Genomic DNA, 23,831 nt, shown 5'->3' with positions numbered 1-23,831 from the left:
GAGGAACCCAACATGTCGCAACCGAAAGCAGGAGCACAGCCGACCATCGCCCCCATGAAATGCAGTCAATGCGACCTTCCCGCTGAAATCGGGCGGTACTGCGAAGCATGCGGCGGTGACCTCGTCAACGAGGCGACTCCGTTCACTCCTCCGGACGCCACCGCCGCTCTTCCCACCACGCCGCCGACCGGGTGGAAGTCGTCGTCTCCACGTGTGGACAATCCCGAACACCCCGGAGGAAGCGACGACCACATCGACTTCGTCCAGAGGAACGTCGCCGCCGGAACCGACGTGGGCAAACGGCATCACTACAATCAGGACGCCGTCGCCATCGGTCACAGTGCCATGGGCCATGCCTTCGCCGTCGTCTGCGACGGCGTATCGGGAGCGACCGACTCCGAACGGGCCGCATTGGCGGGAGTGGAGGCTTCCGCCGAGGCAATGAGCACCGCACTCGATGCCGGCGAACGGGCTGAAACCGCGTCCCAGCGAGCCGTGGAGGCCGCGCACCGAAAAGTGGCCGAAGTGGGAGAGCAATACCCCGATTCACCCCCGTCGTCCACCTATGTGTCGGCCGTCGTCGAGGGAAACGAGGTGATCGTCTGCTGGGTCGGCGATTCCCGGGTGTACTGGGCCGGAGCTCAGCGGGCCAATGAATTGACCGTGGACGACACCATCGCCGCTCGACTTGACTATCAGGGCGCCGACCCGAATGATGAGCGTTATAGGAGTCCGTACGCCAAAGCACTACTGGCATGGTTGGGAGCCGACGCACCGCAATTGAATCCAAATCTCATTCGAACGGAGCTGGACGGCGGACACGTCATCGTCTGCAGTGACGGTTTGTCCCGATATCTAGGGCAGGCACAGGATCTGGTGCCGTTGCCAAACGGTGATGTGAGCGCTAAAACTGTAGCGTTGATGGGTAAAGCACTGCAATACGGTGGGCATGACAATATTAGCGTTGCTGTCATCGAGCTTTCTTCACCGCAACCGAAAGGTGAGCCTGTCGTTGACATACAAGAAGGTACAACAAAGCTGCGTGTGGACAGCGAAGCTGAAGGAACCACACTGCTAAGAGGGGGACGATAGTGACATACCAGCCGAATCATCCCGGTGGTGCCCCGCAGCCTGGTGGATACCAGTGCACGTGTGGCGCATTTCCGCAGGGACCCAACTGTGAGCAGTGTGGGACTCCGAATCCCGCATGGGCCGGTTCCCAGCCGCAAGGTGATCCATACGGTGGACAGCCGCAAGGCGACCCCTACGGCGGTCAACCGCCCGGTGGTGCTTGGGGTGGACAACCCGACCCCTACGGACAACAACCCGGATACGGCCAACAGCCCGACCCGTACGGCGGACAGCCACAGGGTGACCCCTACGGCGGGCAGGGTATGGGACAGGACCCGTACGGCCAGCAGCCTCCCATGGGCGATCCCTACGGTGCGCCACCGCAGCCCAGCCAACCCCAAGGCGACCCCTACGGCGGTCAACCCCAAGGCGACCCGTACGGCGGTCAACCGCCCGGTGGTGCTTGGGGTGGACAACCCGACCCCTACGGACAACAACCCGGATACGGCCAACAGCCCGACCCGTACGGCGGACAGCCACAGGGTGACCCCTACGGCGGGCAGGGTATGGGACAGGACCCGTACGGCCAGCAGCCTCCCATGGGCGATCCCTACGGTGCGCCACCGCAGCCCAGCCAACCCCAAGGCGACCCCTACGGCGGTCAACCCCAAGGCGATCCATACGGCGGAGCACCGCAAGGCGGCTTCGGCGCGCCTCCGTCCCCGGTCGATACGGGCCAACCGCAGGCCGACCCGTACGGCGGACAGCCACCGCAAGCCGGATTCGGTGCACCTCCCTCCTCCGCTCCCCCCATGGGCGGAGCCGAAGGCGGCTTCTCCATGCCGAACCAGCAACCGAACGACGTGGCCGCCGCCTATGCCCCACCTGCGGGTGATCCCGGTGGTGGACAACCGTCTGCCTCGCGATGGGCGGTGACGATCAACACCGATCAGAGCTACTTCAACAAGGTGACCGCCGGAGACGACTCCGGTCAACTGCAGTTCCCCTCGTTCCGAGGACCCAAACGTTTCCCCTTGGACAAGCCGGAAGTGTCGATCGGACGTTACTCCGCCAAGCGGGGAGTGACTCCGGACGTGGACCTGTCCAGCGACACCGCCGATCCCGGGGTGAGCGCGCGGCACGCGAAATTGATGGCCAAGCCGGACAATAGCTGGGTGCTGGTCGACGTGGGTTCGTCGAACGGAACCTTCCTCAACGGTTCGGACGAACCACTTGCTCCTCACGCCGAAATTCCGGTCAGCGATGGAGCCACCATCAATCTGGGTGCCTGGACGCGCATTGTGGTCAACTATGAAGGCTGATGAGCCGTAGCAGAGCATGCAGAAGGGGCCGCCCGAGTTGTCTCGGGCGGCCCCTTCTGCATGGGGACACTACTCGTGTCCCCGTCACCATGCCTTAGCTGCAACCACTGGTGGCGCCGCAGCCTTCGCAGGCGTAGCAGGCGCCGGAGGGCCGCATCCGGCTACCGCAGTTGACGCATAGGGGCGCGTCGGCCTCCCGTGCCTGTGCGGCGTACAGAAGGCTCGATCCGGTGTCCTTACCCTTCGCGGTGGACGTCGCCGCATTGCCGCTCGGCTCCGATGTCTCGGCGGAGACCGCGTCGCTCTCCGACACGCCGGCCGGGTCCTCCCCGTTGAGTTCCGCCGTCCGCTCCGCGGTCGTGAGGATTCCCAGTGCCGCACGCTCTTCGTACGGAAGGTAGTCCAGCGCCAGACGACGGAAGATGTAATCCACCAACGACGTCGCCATGCGAATGTCTTGGTCGTCGGTCATCCCGGCCGGTTCGAATCGCATGTTGGTGAACTTACGAACGTATTCTTCCAGCGGAACACCGTACTGCAGGGCCACGGAGATCGCGATGGAGAACGCGTCCATGACCCCGGCCAGAGTCGACCCCTGCTTCGACATCTTGAGGAAGACTTCGCCGATCTTACCGGTATCGGGGTACGTCGAGGCGGTCATATAACCGTCCGCGCCCGCCACGTTGAACGATGTGACCTGGGAGGAACGGCGCTGTGGCAGCTTCTTGCGCACCGGCTCCTCGGAGACGACCACTTCAGGCGTCTCTTCCTTCTTCTCCTTCTTGGCCGACAGAGGCTGACCGACCTTGCAGTTGTCGCGATACACCGCCAAGGCCTTCAGGCCGAGTTTCCAGGCCTCGAAGTAGATTTCTTCGATGTCTTCGACCGTGGCCGATTCGGGAACGTTTACGGTCTTGGAGATCGCACCGGAGAGGAACGGCTGAACCGCCGCCATCATGTTGACGTGCCCCATCGGAGAGATGGAACGCTCCCCCATCGCGCAGTCGAAGACCGAGTAGTGGTCTTCGGACAGGTGCGGAGCACCGATAACGTGCCCCTTGTCGGCAATGAAAGCGATGATTTCATCGGCCTGCTCGCTGCTGTAGCCAAGGCGAGCCAGGGCGCGCGGGATGCTCTGATTGACGATCTCCATCGAGCCGCCGCCGACCAGCTTCTTGTGCTTGACCAGGGCGAGATCGGGTTCGATTCCGGTGGTGTCGCTGTCCATCATGAACGAAATCGTTCCCGTGGGTGCGAGCACGCTGGCCTGAGCATTGCGCCACCCGTTCTGGGCGCCGATCTTGTTGCCGTTACCCCATTCGCCGCGTGCCGCCTGCACGATGGTGGCGTCGATGTCACCGAAGGTATTGATGTCCTCCACCGCCTTGGCATGCTTGTGCATGACGCGAGCATGTGGTTCGGCATTGACCTCGTATCCGACGTACGGTCCCACCGCTCCGGCGATTTCAGCGCTGCGCCGATAGGACACCCCGGTCATCAGCGCGGTAATGGAGGCGGCGAGTGTGCGACCTTCCGGAGAGTCGTAGGCGAAGCCACTCGCCATGAGGAGGGCGCCCAGGTTGGAGTAGCCGATTCCCAGCTGACGGAAGTTTCGCGTCGTCTCGGCGATCTTCTCGGTGGGGAAGTCGGCGAAGGAGATCGAGATTTCCATGGCCGTGATGACCGTTTCCACCGCGGAGACGAAGTGGTCGACGTCGAAGGAGCCGTCCTCGGCCAGGAACTTCATCAGGTTGAGGCTGGCCAGGTTGCACGAGGAATTGTCCAGCGACATGTACTCGGAACACGGGTTGGACGCGTTGATGCGATCGGTGTTGGGGTTGGTGTGCCAACCGTTGATGGTGTCGTCGTACTGAATACCCGGATCGGCGCATTCCCACGCGGCTTTGGCCATGCGGTGGAACAGGTCGCGGGCGTCGCGCTTGTCGGCCGAACTGCGATCGATACGATTGCGCAGGTCGAATTCGGTACCGTTCTCCACAGCGGTCATGAACTCGTCGGAGACGCGTACCGAGTTGTTCGCGTTCTGATACTGCACGGACACCACGTCGGAACCGCCCAAGTCCACGTCGAAGCCGGCGTCGCGCAGTGCGCGGATCTTGTCCTCCTCGCGGGACTTGGTGTCGATGAACTCCTCCACGTCAGGGTGATCGACGTCGAGGACGACCATTTTGGCGGCCCGCCGCGTGGCACCGCCGGACTTGATCGTTCCGGCCGAGGCGTCGGCTCCGCGCATGAAGCTGACGGGTCCCGAGGCGTTGCCGCCGGAGGACAACAGTTCGGTCGATCCACGGATCTTGGAGAGGTTGACGCCGGAACCCGAGCCGCCTTTGAAGATCAATCCCTCTTCTTTGTACCAATCCAGGATGTCCTCCATGGAATCGTCCACGCTGAGAATAAAGCAGGCCGACACCTGTTGCGGGGCATTCGTACCGACATTGAACCAGACGGGGGAGTTAAAGCTGAAGTACTGGTGGAGCAGCAACCAGGTCAATTCGTCGGCGAAGATCCGCGCGTCCTTCGCTCCGGCGAAATAACCGTTCTTCTTCCCGGCGACGTAATACGCGTTCACCACTCGATCAATGAGCTGTTTGAGGCTGGATTCGCGTTCGGGCGTGCCGACGGCGCCGCGGAAATATTTCGAGGCGACGATTTGAGTGGCGTTCTGCGACCAGGTCACGGGGAATTCCACCCCGTTCTGCTGGAAGTTGACCGAGCCGTCGCGCCAATTGGTCATGACGACATCGCGCTTCTCCCAGTCGACCTCGTCATAAGGGTGAACACCCTCGGTGGTGAAAACGCGGTGAACTCGAAGTCCTTTTCCGGCGTTTTCGGTGTTCTTACCAGTGGTAGCTTTCGCTGTTTTCGCCATGAGACTTAGCCTCGGTCCTCTCAAACGTGGCAGAACAATCGCGGGATTGTGCTTAATGTGTTTCGGTTCTATTCGGTTGTGTGTCGGAGCGCCCAGCGATACGGCATAGGCGGATCGACGGTCATCCGGCGTGGGACGGCCGATTGTGTTCGCGCAGGTGGGCTATCTCGGTTTCGAAGTCCTCGATCGACTCGAACGAACGATACACACTCGCGAAGCGCAGGTAGGCGACCTCGTCCAAGTCCCGTAGCGGGTTCAGGATCGCCAAACCCACATCGTGACTGGACACCACCGCCACACCACGGGAACGGATTTCGTCCTCCACCGCCTGAGCGAGCTTGGCTACGTCGTCGCTGTCCACAGGACGGCCCTGACATGCCTTCAGTACGCCTTGGGCGATCCGTCCGCGATCGAAGGGCTCAGTGGTGCCCGAACGTTTGACGACCTCCAGGATGAACTCCTCAAAGGTGTTGAAACGCTTGTCACAGCTCAAACAGATACGACGGCGGCGGATCTGTTTGCCGTCTTCAACATCCCGCGAGTCCACCACTCGGTTATCGGGATGACGACAGTATGGACATCTCACGGAAGTCCCTCCTCTGCGGCGATTGGTCTGGACGGCCGCTCCGGAACACCGTTCCCGTCCCTCCCGGGGCAGTGCCCGGTTGAGATCATGGTGCGGTTTTCCTCCCGGAGCGGGGTGTTTCAGTATGACTCCCCCAAATGAGTGAACCGACCAAACCCCAACACCTAGTGAATGATAATACATCGAACCACAAGATGTTGTGTCTATCTTCCAGAATAGCGCAGAAAATTCCCGTGCCTCGCAGCGGGCCGGATCGGATAGGAGTGCGTTCACAGGCCCCGGATTTCCAACCTTCGAGGCAATGACGATCGGCTGACCAGGGAACACTGGCGTGTCAGCCGCGGGACGACCGTCCCACACCTTAACGTAGACGCCATCCCTCCGGATATCTCACTCACCCGGAGGTGCCAGGCAATACAGTCGCCGATACGCCCTACCGCCATGTCTTCGCACCGTGCCATGCCATACAGGGGTCACCCAACGCGACACGCCGATCTCGCACTCATGTTTGACTTGAACCCACCAGTGGGATACATTCACGAAATCAGACATGCCGTCCAATAATGTCACATACAGGAGTCCAACGTGGCTGACGAGACCACGATCGTTCCGTCCAAGAAACGCAAACTGACCCGACGCCAACAGCAAGTTCTCGAATACATCGAGGAGTTCATCAACAATCGCGGCTACCCGCCGAGCGTTCGAGAGATCGGGGCCGAAGTCGGACTCGCCTCCGCCTCATCGGTCGCTTATCAAATGAAGCAGCTCGAACGAAAGGGATATCTCTCCCGCATGGCAGGTCGCCCCCGCGCGGTGGGCGTCCGCCAGAACACTCCGGGCGGAGTCCAGAGCTGCTCCCAGCACCCCCGCCCGCGCTACATTCCCATGGTGGGCGAGATCGCCGCCGGACAGCCGATTCTCGCCGAAGAACGTGACTACGACGTCATGCCGCTTCCCGCCGAGTTCGTCGGCGAAGGTGTCCATTTTCTGTTGAAGGTCAAGGGCGACTCCATGATCGAAGCAGCCATCTGTGACGGTGACTGGGTGGTGGTTCGGCAACAACCCGACGCGCTCAACGGAGAAATCGTGGCCGCGATGATCGACGGGGAAGCGACGGTGAAGACCTGGAAGAAACAAAATGCACAACAGTGGCTGCTTCCCGCCAACCGCCTCTACGACCCCATTGACGCCACCCACGCCGAAATTCTGGGACGCGTGGTGGCGGTCATGCGTAAGGTGTAGACCCTCTGAACGAATCAGGGAATCCACCGACACCGTGGGAGGGCGCCGGGTGCACGTTGACGTCTCAGCTGCACCCGGCGCTCCTGCCATTAGCGTTCGTCGTCGGTATCCCGACGCTGACCTCCATAGACCGAACCGGGCGCATTCTGTTGCCCACCGCCGGAACCGTAGACCGAGCCCCGTCCCGGTGATCCCGAGCCGTATACCGATCCACTGCCCCGATTGCCGTAGGTCGTCCCGCCTTTAGGGGGAGCCTGAGGTGGTGGCGTCTCGCCCGCCTGTTCCGGAGCCGACTGCGGTGCCCCGTACGTCGCAGCGCTCGGGCGTGAGCTTGCGGCGTCTCCCCCGTACACACTTCCGGTCGCCGGCGGTTTCGCCGGTGCCGGTCCGCTTGGCGCACTCGCGTTTCCCGCGCCGTACACCGTGCCCGTGGCGTTTGCCGCGCCCTTGTCCTCACCGCGCGTCTGCGCGGGGGCCCCCTTCTGGGCGACCCGTTCGAAGTCCTCATCGGGAGCCCCGGAATCGACCCCGACCTTGACCAGGTCGTCGTCGGCGTCCACCGCAGGGTCGGAACCGGGGACCCGTTCACCCCATTCGTCGTCATCGTCGTCGGCCGCGTCCCCGTCGTCCCGACGCCGTGCCTTCCGGTTGCGGACCATGACATAGATACCGCTTGCCATGGCTACAAAACCGATAACCGCTATGATCGTCAAGTACTTGACGATGTCCGTGACGCGATATTTTTGGAAGAACGAGCCCATGAACGATCCGTCGTCCGAGGCCGCCTCAGAGCTCTCCTCGGAATCGGACTCCGCGTCCTCATCCTTCGGTTCCGGGGGTTCGGCGGCCGCCACCGACCGCAGCTTACCGACATCACCGGTTGTGGCGTGCGAAGCGGTAATGAAGTTCCCGTCCCCGTCGTAATTGAAACCGGAATCGGACGCACTGCCTTGCACCTCGGTCACCACGGGTTCGATGTCCTTTGCCGATCCCCAGTCGCTCGTATCCACGGCGAACTCATGGATCCCCTTGGCGGTGCGGACTGCCAGATTCTTTCCAGTGGAATCGAAGGCGGCGCTGAGCACCGTACCGTCCGCACCAAGGTTGAGCTCACCGACCTTTTCCACCGGAGTGTCCCAGGCTTGATAGGTACCGGGCGCGGTGTAAACCTCGACCGTATCTCCCTGTGCCGCCAGAAGATGCACGCTGCCGTCCGGCGATACCGCGGCGGTGTCGAAGGTGTCCACTCCTTGCGGGAGGCTGAAGCGGAACATCTCGAATTGGTAGGGGGTGGCGGGAGAGAAAACCGTCATCGCACCAGAATCACGCACTTCTCCCTGGGGCGTACGGACATCGGAAATCCACAGCCGGTTCTGTCCGTCCAGGGCCAAATTTCCAGGTGCCAGGGGGCGGTGGTCGATCTGCATCGCCTCGTGGACATTGCAGTCCGACCCGACCTGGTAGAGGTTGGTGACATTCCCTTGACTCTCACCGTCGGGTATGACCCACCAACCGTTGTCAGCGGGAGCGATTCCCGCCAAACGGTCGAGGCGCGCATCGTTGAGGTCGCATACTGCTTCGTCCTCACCGTCCTGCGCGTACCCCGTCGCCGGGATCAACTGGGCAATCAATCCCAGTATCACCACAAGCAACGCGGAGACTACGATGCGCATATGTGATTGCCGTGGCTGCATTCGTCAAGTGTTGCAGAACACCTGATGCCACAAACTCTACCCCCCGGAAGCATTGACTAATAACACTGAAACCGGAGATTTACTCAGATTGACGCCTCCGCAAAATCCCCCGAACCCGACAAACGACCCCATGACGACTAACCGTCGGTAACGTCGTTCGATGCGTCACCGAAAGAATCGGTCGTAAATTCCGCCAATTCGGCGGCCAACGCGGCATTGACCCGTGCCGACACCTTCGTGCCCGCCGCCAAGTGTTCCTGAGACAGGATTTCACCGTGCTCCCGAACCCGCGAAACGAGGTCGCCTCGAGTATAAGGAACGAGCGCGGTCATACCTACCTCAGGTCGGGGCAGTTCGGCATCGATGCGTTCCTTCAGCTTGTCGATTCCTTCTCCGGTGAAACTGGAGACGAATTGCGCCTGCGGCCAATCCGAACGCAACCGCATGATCGCATCGGGCGAAATCGCGTCGATCTTGTTCACCACCACGATTTCGGGAACGTCATCGGCCCCCACGTCCGCCAATACCTCTCGTACGGCTTCGGCCTGACCGATCGGATCGGGATGCGAACCGTCGATGACGTGCACCACCAAATCCGATTCGGCCACTTCTTCCAAGGTCGATCGGAAAGCCTCGACCAGCTGGTGTGGAAGATGGCGCACAAATCCGACCGTGTCGGAAATGGTGTACTGCCGCCCCTCGGCCGTCTCCGTACGTCGCGTGGAGGTGTCCAGAGTCGCGAAAAGGGCGTCCTGTACCAGGATTCCCGCATTGGTCAAACTGTTCAGAACGCTCGATTTACCGGCGTTGGTGTACCCGGCAATGGCCACCGACGGCACGGCGTTTCGCTGGCGCGTTTCCCGCTTCGTCGCCCGGGTGATTTCCAACTTCGCCAAGTCCTTACGCAATCGCGCCACACGGGCGCGAATGTGGCGACGATCGGTTTCCAACTTGGTTTCACCGGGTCCACGCAGACCGACACCGCCGTTGGCACCACCGGCCTGACGGCTCATGGCTTCACCCCAACCACGCAGTCTGGGAAGCAGATACTGCAACTGGGCCAGCTCGACCTGCGCCTTACCCTCAGAGGATTTGGCATGCTGAGCGAAGATGTCCAAAATGAGCGCCGTACGATCGATGACTTTCACATTGACGGCTTTTTCCAAGGCGATCAGCTGACCGGGAGACAGTTCCCCATCGCAAATCACGGTATCGGCCCCACTCGCCTCAACGACGGCGCGCACTTCGGTCACCTTCCCCGAACCGATGTACGTTCCGGCGTCCGGTTTATAGCGCCGCTGCAACAATCCATCCATAACCAGAGAACCGGCCGTCTTGGCGAGCGCGGCCAATTCGTTCATGGAGTTCTCCGCGTCAACCAATCGCCCGTGGGCCCATACTCCGACGAGGACGACCTTTTCCAGGCGCAAGCGCCGGTATTCGGCATCGTTGACGTCAACCAACTCGGTGGAGGCGATTCCGGAGACGCGCCGCAGCGCTTGTCTGGCTTCCAGGTCGAGCTCTCCGGTGGTGGGATCGTACCCGGGGGTTTCAAATTCCATATTCCTCATATCTTTAAGCAACCTTTAGTCACGTGTCTGTATCGACACCATCCGTAACAGGTGCCGTATTGTCATAAGCTTGGCACGAAGTTTCGGGCTTGGCGAGTTCTTTTTGACCGTCGCCGGGGACGCCGACTCGGCGGTAACGTGTCTCCGCTCGTGAGAACGGTGTGTGACCCGACATACCGCTCGTGAGCCGCACTGCTCACAGCCATCGTGAAGGTGCCGCCCCCGCCCGTCGGTGGCACAATAAAGGTCGATTCAATAGAGACGTCAGGGCCGCTGCGGCGCGTATAGGCCACTGAGACCGTTCTGCCAGGGTGATGACCGAAACAAGCAGCTATGAGGATGGGTCACCTGGCGAGCGTTCGACGGTGTGGACCCTCTACCGTCAATCGACCCGCTGTACACCGACGTGGTTACCAAGGAGAGCAATGACTGATGCGCGTCTGCCCAGTGCCGGTTTTTCCATTACCGTCCGTCTGGCCCTTTCAGCCGATCCAGGGGCCGCGGGTCGCCTGGCCACCGTCGTCGGTCAAGCCGGTGCCGTGGTAACGGCTCTCGATGTGGTCGAGTCCGAGGTGGATCGTATGGTCGTCGACCTTACCTGCGATACCGCCGATGCTCACCATGCCGAGCAGGTGACCGAGATACTGACTTCTATGCCCGATTTCGACGTCAAGAAGGTGTCCGATCGGACGTTTTTGACGCACTTGGGCGGAAAGATCGAAGTACAGTCCAAAGTCCCCCTGAAAAACCGTAACGACCTTTCCATGGCGTACACCCCGGGTGTCGCTCGCGTGTGCCGTGCCATCGCCGACAATCCCGACGACGCGCGTCGCTTGACCATTAAACGCAATACCGTGGCGGTGGTGTCCGACGGTTCGGCGGTACTGGGGTTGGGAAACATCGGACCGGAGGCCGCCATGCCGGTCATGGAGGGTAAAGCGGCTCTGTTCAAGAAGTTCGCCGATGTGGACGCCTGGCCGGTGTGCCTGGACACCCAGGACACCGATGAGATCGTCGACATCGTGTCCGCGTTGGCTCCGACGTACGGGGGCATCAATCTGGAGGACATCGCCGCTCCACGTTGCTTTGAGATCGAGCGTCGGCTTCGGGACCGTTTGAACATTCCCGTCTTCCACGATGATCAGCACGGCACGGCCATCGTCGTCCTGGCCGCCCTCACCAATGCGCTGCGCGTGGTGGGTAAGGAGTTCGGCGACATCAAGGTCACCGTCGTCGGTGCCGGTGCCGCCGGTACGGCGATCATGCGTCTGTTGCTGCGCAAGGGTGTGGGCGACATTGTGGCGGTCGATCGTGAAGGAGCCTTGTGGCGGGGCATGGACACCGACAACGCCACCTGGCAGTGGTTGGCCGAGAACACCAACCAGGACAACTATTCCGGTGATCTGTCCGGAGCGGTGGAGGACTCGGACGTGTTCATCGGGGTCTCGGCTCCCAATATCCTCAAAGGCTCTGACGTCGCCACAATGAAACGCGACCCGATCGTCTTCGCTTTGGCCAATCCTGATCCGGAGATCGCCCCGGCCGAGGCGGCCCGCTATGCGTCGATCGTGGCCACCGGACGCAGCGATCAGCCCAACCAGATCAATAATGTGTTGGCGTTCCCGGGGGTGTTCCGAGGTCTCCTCGACGCCCAGGCGACCTCGTGGAACGACGACGCGGCTCTGGCCGCCTCCGATGCGATCGCCGATTGCGTCGGACCGGACAAGGTCAACCCCACCTACATCATTCCCAGCGTTTTCGACAATAAGGTCGCCCCCGCCGTCGCCAAGTCGGTGAGGGCCGTGAGCGCGGCACCGACGGCGAGCGCCGGGGACCTTTAGGGGGATGTCAGGTCGGTTCGGCCCGCGGCGACGATCGTGGCCGGGCCGCTGAGAAGAATCGATTCGGGGGTCACGTCCACTTCGAGGCGTCCCCCGGGTACGTCGACGGTGACGTGTCCGGTCGTAGCGTCGGGATCGTGACGTCGCAGGGCTGTGGCGGCCACGGCTGCCACGCCGGTGCCGCAGGACAGGGTCTCGCCTACTCCGCGCTCGTGTACACGCATCGCCACGTGAGGGTAGTGTCCGGTGACGAATTCGAGGTTCACTCCGTTGGGGAAGACGTCGGGGTCGAAGCGGGGTGGGCGGGTCAGGTCCAGGTCCTCGAGGCGGTCGGATTCCGCCAGTTGCGTGACCAGGTGTGGGTTTCCCATCGATACGGCTTGCCCGGTCCAGGTGAACCCGTGCACGTCGGTCCAGGAGGCCGGTCCGAATTCGGCGGATCCCATATCGATCTGAATGCCCTCGGGGCTGACCGTGGCGATTTTCTGTCCTGCTCGGGTGTCGATGACGAGCCTGTCGCCGCTGACGAGAGCCTGGTCCAGCAGGTATCGCGCGAATACCCGAAGTCCGTTGCCGCACATTTCGGCGATCGATCCGTCCGCGTTGCGATAGTCCATGAACCAGTCCGCGTCACTGTCGCTCCCGGCGGGGACGACGCGCAGTAGTCCGTCGCCGCCGATACCGAAGCGGCGATGGCACAGGAGCGCCACGTCCTCGGGTTTCATGTCGTAGCGGTGGTGCGGGTCGGGAATGATCACGAAGTCGTTGCCCGTTCCGTGGCCCTTGGCGAACGGGATCGTGTTGGCTTCTGCTTCTGGCGTCACGACTTCATTATGGCGCTTTTTCGACCAGATAACCTTGAGGCGTGACCGATTCGACTGAACTTGCACCCATTAACGACCTGAAGGCGAAGTTTCCCAACGGCGTGTGGACCTCGCGCGCACGCCGTCGACTGGAGCGCCTGACTCCGAATCCCGCGGCGTTCGGCGCGTGGGAGGGCGGTTTGACGTGGAGCTCCCGCATTCAGGAGGTGGCCGCTCCCGTACCGTTTCAGCGCCCGCGAGCACTGTTTTTCGCGGGACGTTATCCGGACGGCTGGGACGCGGGGGCCGAGGACGACGTCAATGTGGCGATGACCGACGTGGAGACTCAGCACGGGGTGATCGGGGAACCCCCCGCACGGGCGGGAATCTCGACGAAATTGGTGGAGGTCTCGCCGTCTCTGGGGCAAGGTGGGCCTTTGTTGGATTCCGCCGAGGTGGAGGACGCCGTTTTGGCGGGCCGAGAGGTGGCCGACAAGGCGATTGACGCGGGCCACGATGTTCTCTTGATGACCGGGCTGGGCACCGGCGCGCAGACGGCGGCGGTTGCGGTGTGTGCGACGTTTGTGAAGAACGACATCACCAATTTCCTGCCGACCTTGGTGCACCCGGACGGCACCGTCAACGACGCGGCGTGGATGGATCGTATCGTGTCGTTGCGGGATCATCTGGGCGCTCATCGCGGTTTCGAGCGTCGACCGGAGGAGATCATCGCTCGTGTGGCGGGAGCGGAATTGGGTGCCATGGCGGCGGCGATCGTTACCGCTTCGGCGCGGAGAACTCCGGTGTTGCTGGACGGGGTCACCGGTGCGGCGGCGGCCATGGTGGCACGAGACGTTCAGCTGGCCGCCCCGAAATGGTGCTACATGCCGAATCGGCCGTCGCACCCGGTGATCGATAAATTGGCCGCACAAGCGGGCTTCAGCGACGGTATGGGGCTGGACGTCAATCTCGGTGACGGGGCCGGTCTGATTCCGGGCTGGAATGTCCTTCAGGAGGCATTGCGGACCTCGGAGTTGTTTGGGAACGCCTCCACCGACTAGCCGGACGATTCCCAGCGTCTTGAAACCGTGGTCTGTCTCGTATATGTTGGGCGAGTGCATAACGGCTCCCTTGTGGGCCAATGATCGTCGGACTCGCTTAACGGAGATCGTACTGTGGCCGCCACTTACGTCACCGGGCTTTTGCTTGGACTTGCTTTGATCATCCCCATTGGGGCTCAGAATGTTTTCGTACTCAGCCAAGGTCTGACGATGGGAATGCCCCGCGCCCTGTGGGCGGTCGTCGCGGCCGGGATATGCGATACGCTGCTGATCGTCCTCGGGGCCGCCGGAGCCGGGGTTTTGATCGGCAACGTTCCCGGTCTACGTGAAATCCTACTGGCGGGCGGGGCGGCGTTCCTCGTGTACCTGGCGGTTGATTCTTTGCGCGCCAAGGTTACCGACGATGGGATGACGACGACGGCGGTCACCTCTCCGCGCGGCGTCATCGCCAAGACCGCCTCAGTCTCCCTGTTGAATCCGCACGCCATCTTGGACACGGTCGTGGTCATCGGTGCCGCTATCGCCGCACAACAGGTGGCCGGCCGCACCGCCTTCGCGGCCGGGGCTCTCACCGCGTCGTGGATCTGGTTCCTTCTCCTGGCGGGAGCAGCGGCTGCGTTCCGTCGCTTCTTGACCCCGCAGCGGAGGGTGTGGTTCGATCGCGTGTCGGGGATGGTGATGCTGTTCTTCGCGGGAATGCTGGTGGTCGAATTGGTGCAGACTCTACGCTGACCCGAGGCCGCTCGATACGGTCAGCGCAGCGCTTCGTCCAGTACATACCGTTCAGCGTCGAGAAGCCGTAGGTCACGAGCAGGCCGACGGAGATGCCCCTTGCGCACCAATCGCTCGAATACGGGGTCTCCGGAATCGGCAAGCCGGCGAATACCTTCGATATGGTCGACGATTCTTTTGCGTACCACTCTGATCAACCGGCCCCGGTCATGAGTCGTCAGGCCGTAGGCGTCGGCGAAGATACGCAACCGGCGGGCCCGGTCGGGCTTCTTCCATCCCAGAGAGATGGAATCCCGATCGGTGAACAGCGGTACCCACGTCCACGCCGAATAGGCGACGTCGTAGATGCGCGTACCCGGGCTGGACAGGTCGAAGTCGATGAGGGCCAAAGTTCCGTCCGGACGACGGACGACATTGTGTGGAGCGGCGTCGTGGTGGCAGATGACTTCGGTGTCGGGCGGCGGTCCTCCCATAGAGCGCCATTGCGCCCCCGGCGGAGGCCGGAAACCGTACTGGTGGTCGTGGAAGCCGCGTAGCATGCGCGCCACGTCGGCCAGCGTCTCGTCGGTCGTCCAGTGCGGTGCCAGCGGGTACTTTCCCGGCTCGCCCTCCACGAACTCCAAAACTTCGCGGTTATGCTCGTCGATACCCAAGGCCTGCGGTGAACCGGTGAAGCCGCTCTCTTTCAGGTGCCGGAGCAGGGCATGGACAGCGTTCGTCCAAGGGCCCGTATTACGCCGAACCGTATCGCCCAACCGAACTACAGTGCTGGTGTTACCGCCGTGCAGCGGAATCTCATCTTGACTCACTGTCCCGTGCCTCGTGTACGCGCTTCTGTCACAGTCACCGTCGGCGGTGGAGAGCGGTGGCCGCCCGCCTACACCGACGATGCGACCGCCTACTGTACGATCGCCATTTGAGAAGTGCTCTAGATAGTACTGGGCACACGATCATCGAATGCGCCCGGTAGGCGATGACCGTTACGATCGTCGCCGTTCGATTCCGGATGATTGTGTCGGGAGGGAAGAGTCTCCGCTGGAGACCGTCGCAACCGCATCATTCCTCGAGCCGCCGAACGCAAGCCCGATACACCGGGAACTCCTAGACCACCTCAGCAACAGTTTAATCGTCACCGTCAACCAAGGCGTCGACGAAACCGTCGACTTCGAACGGGGCCAGATCGTCGGGCCCCTCTCCCAGACCCACCAACTTCACCGGCACTCCGAGCTGACGTTGGATGGCGATCACGATCCCGCCTTTCGCGGTGCCGTCAAGTTTGGTGAGAACCACTCCGGACACATCGGTGACCTGCCCGAACACCTCCGCCTGCTTCAAACCGTTTTGACCGGTCGTAGCATCGATGACCAGCAAAGTCTCCGCGATCGGCTCACGTTTCTCCACCACACGCTTGACTTTGCCCAGTTCGTCCATCAGGCCGGTTTTGTTCTGCAGACGACCGGCCGTATCAAGCAAGACCACGTCGGCGTTCTTATCGTCCGCGGTGGAAACGGCTTCATACGCCACCGACGCGGGATCGGCGCCTTCTTCACGGTGCACGACCGGCACACCGACACGTTCGCCCCACGTCTGCAACTGTTCGGTGGCCGCCGCGCGGAACGTATCGGCCGCACCCATCACGACCGAATTGCCGTCGGCCACCAGTACCCGGGCGATCTTGCCGCAGGTGGTCGTCTTACCGGAGCCGTTAACCCCCACCACGAGCACCGGAGCGGGCTTTCCGTCCTGACCGACGGTATGAATGGAACGATCGAGTTCGGGGTCGAGCGCGGCGGTGAGTTCTTCCTTCAACAGTCCACGCAATTGGCCGGCATCGCGGGTGCCCAGTACCTGAACCCGCTCCCGCAGGCGCTCCACAATCTCCATCGTGGCGTTGATGCCGACGTCGGCGGTCAGCAAAGTGTCCTCGACCTCTTCCCAGACCTCCTCGTCCAGCTTGTCGCTCGACAGGAGTGCCAAAAGGCCCTTTCCGAACACGTTATTGGATCGGGCGAGGCGGGAACGCAGCCGAACGAGTCGACCGCCGGTCGGTTCGGGTGTTTCCGGTTGAACGGTCGGTGCCGCCTCTGCCGTATCCCCGTCCCCGTCAACGGTTTCGGTATCCTCGTCGGTCGCTTCCACAGCGACGGAGCCGTCCGCGTCGACCTCGTCACGACGGTCGTCAAGCTCGGGTTTACGGCGGGTCGCCCAAACGATGGACCCGGATATCGCCGCTATCGCTACTATGGCAATGACCAGCCACATTACCCAGTTTTCCACTCTTCACCTTTTCCGGTTTCGTTGCGTCGTCTTCCATGCGAGGCTCTGGACCAAGCCGGGAGGCACTCACGTCGGTTTCCTTTGAACCGCATTCACCGTCACCGCGTCCGCCTCACACGGTCCGGACGTTCGGCGCCAACGGCCAGAATACCCGGAACGGACGGCGACTCGGAATCGAGCGAGGTCTCAGTTAAGGAATTCATCCAGCTCGCTGTCGGCCGACGTCTGCGGCTTGCGGGCGGCGCCATCGCTACGCACCAGGATGGCATCGCAGTCGTCACAGCGAACGATGTCATTGGCAGGGGCTTCGGCGATGGCTTTCAAAGCGTTGGGCGTCTTTTCGATACGGCAGGAGCTACAGCGACTGTCCACCAGTTCGGCGGCCCCGACCGGCTGCTTGGAACGAATTTTCTCGTACAGTTCGATGAGGGCGTCGGGGAGGGCCGCGGCGACCCGCTCCCGCTCGGTGACGACTCCATCGAGTTCGGTGCGATACTCGGCTTCCGCCTCGACCCGCTTCTTCTCGCGGGTTTCCTTCTCCTCCGACAGTTCGACGAGTTTCTCATCGATCAACCCGACCGCCTTTTTCAGCTGCGCACGGCGCTCATTGATCTGAACCTTGCGCTCCTCGAGATCGCCGTAACGTCGATTCAGCTGTTCCAGTTCACGTTGCAGCCGCGTCATCTCGGGTTTCGGCGCGTCTCCGGACGCCATGATGTCCCGGTTGGCGTCGGCTCGTTTGTCGACGCTGACCAGTTCACGACGCACCGTCTCCAGATCACGTTCCAAATCACTGTACTGCGCTTCAAACGCGCCCGCTCCATCGCGAAGTTCGGTCATCGACGCCTCGATCGAAGCGGTGTCGTATTCCTCGGCGACGCGGCGCAGACGGTGACGTAGTTGAGCGGTTCGGGTGTCGGCTACCTGCACCTCAAGCAGGCGGCGCTGGTCAAAATAGTCTACTCGGGTCACTTGTCTGTAGCCTCCGCGCTGACGTGGTGGTTCCATGGGTCGGTGGGGATGTCGGATACCGAAACGGTGGGGACGACATCGGCCAGTTGCGTCGCGAGCAGATCCAGCCAGGGGCGTTCGGTGGCCCAGTGGGCGGCATCGATGAGCGCCGGGCCGCCGTTGTCAATGGCTTCGGAGGCTGGATGGTGACGCAGGTCGGCTGTCAAATATACCTCGACTTCCGCGGCGGCGGCATCATTTAGATATGAGTCACCCGCGCCTCCTGATACGGCGATCCTGCGCACGGGGCGGTTCACGTCACCGGCGACCCGTAGACCCCAGCTCGTCCTCGGCAGGACCGCCGCCGCTTGGGCACTGAATTCTCCCAGCGTGATCGCACGACGCAGGTGTCCGACCCGTCCGATCCCACGGCCGCTGCCGGTGTGCTCCGCCCCGCTCAAGGCATGCAGAGGCTCCAGTTCGTGCAGATGGAGCAGCCGCGCGAGCGCGTCCGAGACGCCCGGATTGGCAACGTCGGCGTTGGTGTGAGCGCAGTAGAGCCCCATTCCGTTCTCGATGAGGGTGTGGATCAATTCGCCTTTGAAATCGGCGGCGGGATCGAGGCTCGAAACGCCGCGCAACAGGAGGGGATGATGGGTGACGATCAGGTTCGCCCCGTTCCGACGGGCCTCGGCGACGGTGGCCGGCGTCGGATCCACGGCAAGGTGTACTGCGGCGACCTCGGTTTCACCGCGTCCGGTGACGAGACCGACGCGGTCCCACGGTTCGGCCCAGTGTCGCGGGTACAGCGTGTCCAGATGCTCGGTGATTTCAGCGAAGGTTGGCACTCGGTAATTGTACGGTTTAACGCAAACCACGGTGGTTCGGGCGATTCGCACGTGTCGAGCATCGGCCGCGAGGGTTGGCTCCGCGACTTTCAGGTATTCGAGCGGACGCGCTAAACACTGACTCCCATGTCACCCGCCAACCGACGAATGTGTGTCCCCGGCTCGCCCCGGTAACGCTTGAGAATCTGTTCCACGACCTCGATCGCCATCGGACGGCACATGATCTCCGAAGGCGCGATGTTTTGCGCCTTCAAGATGTTGTGTCCGGCCTCCTTCATATCGCCGATCTGCAGATTGGCCCGAGCGAGGTCGAGATGATGATGGGCGCGACGTTCGGCCACCAGGTGGTTCAATTGAGAGTCAGGGATTTTTTCGGCGATGGCGACGGCGGCATGACCCTCGCCGAGTTCGATGTTGGCGGCGACACGGTGCAGGTAGACGTTGGTAAGACCGAAGGACGTCCAGTAGTGGTTGCTGCCTTCGTCCACCATCGCGGCGGCGTGTTCCGCGCTCGCCAGCAGATCGTGGGTGCTGGCCGTGTCTCCGGCGTGCGCGGCGGCCATCGCCCCTTGGAGAAGGAGGATTCCGTATACGCTTTTGGCGGCGGGATCGGCTTTCGTACCGCCCTTGTGACTGATAAGTCCATGGGCGACTTGAATATTGAGGTCTAGGGCGGCATCGTGGCGACCCAGGGACCGCAGGGCGTTGGCGACTTTGGTGGTCGAGGTACCGATCAGGAGGTCGTCATTTCCCCGATTGGCGGCGCTGATGGCTCGATCGGCGGCCAGCCAGGCCATCGAGGATTCCCCGATTTTACGCAGTACCGTGGAGGCGATCTGATAGACCTGACTGGTCAATTCGGCGGCACGAGCGGCACAGGCCGGTGTCGTGGCCTCCTGTTCCGCCATGGGTGCCGTCCCCAGCAGGTTGACCAAAGAACGGGTTACGACGGGGTAATGGCCTTTTTCGTACGCGTGCCAGGCATAGTGAACGTCCTTTTCCAAAGTGGAAAGTTCAGGTGGTCGGATGTTGGCGGAATCCAGATACAGTCCGAGCCGCTCATAACGTTCCAAGGATTGGCGAATACGTTCGATCTCGATTTCGTCCAGGCAACTGATGTGGTGGGGTTTGCGCTTGGGTTCGGTAACGACCAACTGTCCGGCGTCGATTTTCAGTACCGCGGCGATATCGGTGATCACCGAATATTTGTCCAGGCGACGCACCCCCCGTTCGATCTTGTCGACCCAGCTTTTTGACTTGCCGAGTTGATCGGCGAAAACTTGCTGGCTCATCCCCCGTCGCCCACGCCAGTAAGCGACTCTGCGTCCCATGTGTTGTTCTTTAGATTCCACAGGCTTCACCGGATTCTCGTTCGCAGCGACGCGCCCGCGCGGCAGGCCGGGAACGGCGGTCCACGGTGCGACGTCGTTTGAGGCCGGAGCGTGCTCCGGTTCTCGGTCAGTGTCGGTTGGCGGCCCGCGGTATGACGGGCATGCGGAACGGCGGTTCACACTCGTGGTACGAACCGTCGAACCGTCCTGTCCAATACGAGCCCAAACGCAATGGCAAGCGACGGCAACCATTGGTCGGTTCATGGGTCCGCGAACGATCGGCATGGGACGGAGAGAACCCCGGTCAGACGACCGTCCCGATGCGGGCTCGGGAGCGTTCCGTCGTAGCCGATCCTTCCTCGGACAGGATCGTGAGCGGTATACGAATTTGGTTTTTCTACCTACAGAATGCGACGCCGGAGACAGAAAGGCAAGAACTAGGAGATACCGAATTTTGTCAACTATTGGACACCAAGGGTGACATTCTCTGAACGGTCACTCGAGTCGCACCACCAGCGAGGGCCCGCCCTCATAGATTCCTCCGTCTACATTGAGCACCAAACCGTCGGCATACCGTCGAGGTTCGCTCACTTCCTCCGCCTCCACCCCGGTCGTATCAGGAATCGTTGAGTGCCCGTGCACGATCAATCGCCCACCGAAGATTCCCAGAATTCCACTGGCTCGCTCCACCCCGGCCTCACCCTCGAATTCATGCCTACGGGTGAGTTCCCGGAATAGCTGCCACCACCGTTGTGGATCATCACTGTCCAATTCGGCACGAACGGTCGCGTTCACTTCGTCCACATCCGACCCCCATTCGGCATAGCTCACCGTGTCGGAATGAACGAGAAGCGTGTCCCGTACCAAGGCCATCGCCGGGCGGTGCAACAACCACTCCACCTCGTCGGCATTCAATTCCTCGGCGTCGGTTTCATGACCGCCGTTGATGATCCACCATTGGAGAAATTGACGCTCGTTTCCGTCGAAGTCCTGAAACCGGTCCGTACCAAAGCGGTGTGACCCCAGCAGGAGCATTTCGTGATTACCGAGAAGCACTTCGACGGTTCCCGCCGCCGCCTCCGCCTCGGTGCCGAGCCGACGCAGTAGTCGCAGGGTCTCCAAGCCCGCGTCACCCCGATCGAAGAGGTCGCCCAGCACCCACAGTTGACTGTCTCCCGCACACCAACGATCATCCTGGTCAATCAGCTCCTTCTCCCGAAGCGCGTCACGGAACCGATCAAAGTGTCCGTGAACATCACTGGCGACGTATACAGCCGAAGCTACGGCGGGTTCGTTTTGCGGCATAGTGAAGATGGTAATGGCAGCGGCGACGCCGACGACAACTTGTCGGTAAAACTCGATCCGGTTAATCTCAAAGACAGACAATCGAACGTCAATTCGACGCCGGGAGGCCAGCCTCATCACCGGCGTTGGACACCGTCAGCGGCCGATGCGCACAGAATGATGTGTCGTCCACTCTGACGGCGAGGAACGGAAACGGAGAATCATGTCCGCCACTCCCACCAATCCACTTCTGGAACCGTCGCCACGCCCCTTCCAAATCCCGCCCTTCGACCAGATCACCGACGCCCATTACCGTGAGGGCTTCGAGAAGGGTATGGAAGAACAGGCGCGTGCCGTCGCAGCGATCGCCGAGCAAACGGCCGAGCCCGACTTCGACAACACCGTCGTCGCCTTGGAGAAAGCCCTGCACACCGGGATTCTGAGCCGTACTCAGTTTGCCTTCTACACTGTCAACGCGGCCGACACCAATCCTGACCGAGAAACCGTCGAAGCGGACTTCAGCCCGCGACTCGCCGCCCACAACGACGCGATCTTTCTCGACGGCCGACTCTACGATCGCATCGAGAAACTCTGGCAGAACCGTGACAGCCACAATTACGATGAACAGGAGCTCTACCTGCTGGAGCGCTACCGCACGCGTTTTCGGCGGGCAGGTGCCGCCCTGGACGAAGCCGACCGCGCCGAGCTCAAGGAGATCAACGGTCGTCTGGCGGAACTGCACGCCGGATTCAGCCGACAGGTCCGCACCGACATCAACGACGCGGCCGTGGTCGTATCCGACCCCGCCGAGCTGGAGGGCCTCAGCGAAGCCGGTATCGCCGCCGCGCGCGCGGCCGCCAAGGAACGCGGCGAGGACGGCTATCTCATTGGCATGCAGATGTACAGTGCCACGCCGGCCCTGGAGGAACTGGGACATCGCGACGTGCGCCGCCGTGTCTGGGAATCGTCGGTCAATCGCGGTAAAGCCAACGCCGAAGCGATCTTGGAGATCGTACGACTGCGGGCACGCGTCGCGCGCCTCATGGGATACGACGACTACGCCGACTTCGTCGCCGACGACGCTACCGCCGGTAGCGGGAGCGCGGTGTGGGATCGACTGACCGCCATGGTTCCCGCCGCCATGCGCAACGCTCGTGCTGAAGCCGATCGCCTGCAGCAGGCGATCCAGGACTCCGGCGAGGACTTCACCCTACAGGCGTGGGATTGGAAGTACTACGCCCAGCAGGTCAAGGCCGCCGAGTACGGCTTCGACCCCGACGACCTGACACCGTACCTGGAGCTCGACACCGTCATCCGCGACGGCGTGTTCTACGCCGCCGAGAAAGAATACGGACTTGCCTTCCACGAACGCCCGGACCTGGTCGCCTACCACGACGACGTCCGTATCTGGGAGGTACGCGACTCCGACGGATCGGTCCTGGGCCTGTTTTGCGCCGATTACTTCACGCGGGACTCCAAACGCGGCGGAGCCTGGATGAACCCCTTGGTCAAGCAGTCGGACCTGACCGGCGACACCCCGGTCATCATGAACAACCTCAATATCGTCAAACCTGCGGAGGGACAGCCCGCCCTGGTCACACCCGACAACGTTCGCACCCTCTTCCACGAGTTCGGGCACGCACTGCACGGCCTCTTCTCGCGCTGCCGTTTTCCCCAGACCTCGGGGACCTCCGTACCGCGCGACTTCGTGGAGTATCCCTCTCAAGTCAATGAGATGTGGATTCACTGGCCGGAGGTGCGCGCCAACTACGTCAAGCATCACCGGACGGGCCAAGCGGCCGATACGGACCTACTGAACAAGTGGAAGGCCTCCACCGAGTTCGGCCACGGCTTCGCCAAGGTCGAGTATCTGGCCGCCGCCCTCTTGGATCAGGTCTGGCACCGTTTGACTCCCGAAGAGGTTCCCCAGGCCGAAGGTCGCGACGCGGCCGAGGTCGTCGAGGAATTCGAAAAACGGGCATTGCGCGATATCGGCCTCGACATGGAGGAAATCGCGCCTCGGTACCGTTCCGGGTATTTCGCGCACACCTTCACCGGAGGTTACGCCGCCGGATACTACTCCTATATCTGGTCCGAGATCCTCGACGCCGACACGGTCGAATGGTTCAAGGACAACGGCGGCCTCAATCGCGCCAACGGCGACCGCTTCCGCGCCGAACTGCTCAGTAAGGGCGGGTCGGTACCGCCGCTGGAGTCGTACGTCAAATTCCGGGGACGGCCCGCCGAACTCGAGCCGCTTCTGCGGCGGCACGGCCTCGACTAGCATCGACTCAACCACGCCGAACAGCCGTGTGGCCGGGGAGCAA

Annotated in this window: 18 protein-coding genes; 7 read left to right on the top strand and 11 right to left on the bottom strand. The window is 62.0% G+C overall.

The genetic code is table 11. From position 1 onward, the window contains the following. Nucleotides 1–12: 12 nt before the first annotated feature. On the top strand, nt 13–1,092 hold the full coding sequence (locus tag HALAL_RS0111295) for a PP2C family protein-serine/threonine phosphatase (protein WP_025274113.1): 1,080 nt from the start codon (nt 13–15) through the stop codon (nt 1,090–1,092). Continuing rightward, complete coding sequence (locus tag HALAL_RS16905) at nt 1,092–2,393, top strand: FHA domain-containing protein (RefSeq protein WP_035534509.1); 1,302 nt, start codon at nt 1,092–1,094, stop codon at nt 2,391–2,393. Before HALAL_RS0111295 ends, HALAL_RS16905 begins: the two co-directional genes overlap by 1 nt. Before the next feature lie 94 nt (nt 2,394–2,487). Here the strand turns inward: HALAL_RS16905 and HALAL_RS0111285 are convergent, their stop codons facing one another. Together HALAL_RS0111285 and nrdR are read right to left on the bottom strand one after the other, a co-directional pair. Next, on the bottom strand, nt 2,488–5,283 hold the full coding sequence (locus tag HALAL_RS0111285) for a vitamin B12-dependent ribonucleotide reductase (protein WP_025274111.1): 2,796 nt from the start codon (nt 5,281–5,283) through the stop codon (nt 2,488–2,490). 121 nt (nt 5,284–5,404) lie between these two features. Then, nucleotides 5,405–5,869 carry a transcriptional regulator NrdR gene (nrdR, locus tag HALAL_RS0111280; protein ID WP_025274110.1) on the bottom strand — a complete coding sequence of 155 codons (465 nt, stop codon included), beginning with the start codon at nt 5,867–5,869 and terminating at the stop codon, nt 5,405–5,407. Between the two features lie 585 nt (nt 5,870–6,454). Between nrdR and lexA the strand changes: the two genes are divergently transcribed. Continuing rightward, a complete protein-coding gene (lexA, locus tag HALAL_RS0111275) occupies nt 6,455–7,111 on the top strand; it encodes a transcriptional repressor LexA (RefSeq protein WP_025274109.1) in 657 nt (218 codons plus the stop codon). Between the two features lie 89 nt (nt 7,112–7,200). Here the strand turns inward: lexA and HALAL_RS0111270 are convergent, their stop codons facing one another. Both HALAL_RS0111270 and hflX read right to left on the bottom strand, forming a co-directional pair. After that, nucleotides 7,201–8,805 carry a hypothetical protein gene (locus tag HALAL_RS0111270; protein WP_156937711.1) on the bottom strand — a complete coding sequence of 535 codons (1,605 nt, stop codon included), beginning with the start codon at nt 8,803–8,805 and terminating at the stop codon, nt 7,201–7,203. Between the two features lie 137 nt (nt 8,806–8,942). Continuing rightward, nucleotides 8,943–10,376 (bottom strand): GTPase HflX, encoded by a 1,434-nt coding sequence (gene hflX / locus HALAL_RS0111265; RefSeq protein WP_025274107.1) that lies wholly within the window; start codon nt 10,374–10,376, stop codon nt 8,943–8,945. A gap of 425 nt (nt 10,377–10,801) precedes the next feature. Between hflX and HALAL_RS0111260 the strand changes: the two genes are divergently transcribed. After that, complete coding sequence (locus tag HALAL_RS0111260; protein WP_025274106.1) at nt 10,802–12,217, top strand: NAD-dependent malic enzyme; 1,416 nt, start codon at nt 10,802–10,804, stop codon at nt 12,215–12,217. On the opposite strand, the gene dapF is transcribed toward HALAL_RS0111260, so the two are convergent. Next, nucleotides 12,214–13,014 carry a diaminopimelate epimerase gene (dapF, locus tag HALAL_RS0111255; RefSeq protein WP_025274105.1) on the bottom strand — a complete coding sequence of 267 codons (801 nt, stop codon included), beginning with the start codon at nt 13,012–13,014 and terminating at the stop codon, nt 12,214–12,216. The two genes, HALAL_RS0111260 and dapF, sit on opposite strands and share 4 nt — an antisense overlap. Nucleotides 13,015–13,082: 68 nt before the next feature. Here dapF and HALAL_RS0111250 point away from each other — a divergent pair, with 68 nt between their 5' ends. Together HALAL_RS0111250 and HALAL_RS0111245 are read left to right on the top strand one after the other, a co-directional pair. Next, entirely contained in the window at nt 13,083–14,081 is a 999-nt protein-coding gene (locus HALAL_RS0111250) for a nicotinate-nucleotide--dimethylbenzimidazole phosphoribosyltransferase (RefSeq protein ID WP_025274104.1), read from the top strand. 114 nt (nt 14,082–14,195) lie between these two features. Next, complete coding sequence (locus tag HALAL_RS0111245; protein WP_025274103.1) at nt 14,196–14,813, top strand: LysE/ArgO family amino acid transporter; 618 nt, start codon at nt 14,196–14,198, stop codon at nt 14,811–14,813. A 20-nt stretch (nt 14,814–14,833) separates the two neighbouring features. Here the strand turns inward: HALAL_RS0111245 and HALAL_RS0111240 are convergent, their stop codons facing one another. From HALAL_RS0111240 to HALAL_RS0111210, 6 genes are all read right to left on the bottom strand, one after another. Further along, the gene (locus tag HALAL_RS0111240) at nt 14,834–15,622 is read right to left on the bottom strand and encodes an aminoglycoside phosphotransferase family protein (protein ID WP_025274102.1); all 789 of its coding nucleotides are present in this window, start codon (nt 15,620–15,622) and stop codon (nt 14,834–14,836) included. 313 nt (nt 15,623–15,935) lie between these two features. After that, complete coding sequence (gene ftsY / locus HALAL_RS0111235; protein ID WP_025274101.1) at nt 15,936–17,090, bottom strand: signal recognition particle-docking protein FtsY; 1,155 nt, start codon at nt 17,088–17,090, stop codon at nt 15,936–15,938. Nucleotides 17,091–17,276: 186 nt separating this feature from the next. Continuing rightward, nucleotides 17,277–18,062, bottom strand: a complete 786-nt coding sequence (locus HALAL_RS0111230; protein ID WP_025274100.1) for a zinc ribbon domain-containing protein — start codon at nt 18,060–18,062, stop codon at nt 17,277–17,279. Further along, complete coding sequence (locus HALAL_RS0111225; RefSeq protein ID WP_029767804.1) at nt 18,059–18,889, bottom strand: Nif3-like dinuclear metal center hexameric protein; 831 nt, start codon at nt 18,887–18,889, stop codon at nt 18,059–18,061. The genes HALAL_RS0111230 and HALAL_RS0111225 overlap by 4 nt, the downstream gene beginning before the upstream one ends. Before the next feature lie 110 nt (nt 18,890–18,999). After that, nucleotides 19,000–20,220, bottom strand: a complete 1,221-nt coding sequence (locus HALAL_RS0111220; RefSeq protein WP_029767803.1) for a helix-turn-helix domain-containing protein — start codon at nt 20,218–20,220, stop codon at nt 19,000–19,002. Between the two features lie 495 nt (nt 20,221–20,715). Then, on the bottom strand, nt 20,716–21,525 hold the full coding sequence (locus HALAL_RS0111210; RefSeq protein WP_029767801.1) for a metallophosphoesterase: 810 nt from the start codon (nt 21,523–21,525) through the stop codon (nt 20,716–20,718). Between the two features lie 202 nt (nt 21,526–21,727). Between HALAL_RS0111210 and HALAL_RS0111205 the strand changes: the two genes are divergently transcribed. Beyond that, nucleotides 21,728–23,788, top strand: coding sequence for a M3 family metallopeptidase (locus tag HALAL_RS0111205; RefSeq protein WP_025274098.1), 2,061 nt, complete (start codon nt 21,728–21,730; stop codon nt 23,786–23,788). Nucleotides 23,789–23,831 lie beyond the last annotated feature (43 nt).

The sequence above is a fragment of the Haloglycomyces albus DSM 45210 genome (assembly GCF_000527155.1).
Taxonomy (GTDB): Bacteria; Actinomycetota; Actinomycetes; order Mycobacteriales; family Micromonosporaceae; genus Haloglycomyces; species Haloglycomyces albus.
This window is presented reverse-complemented; position numbering and strand designations above follow the sequence as displayed.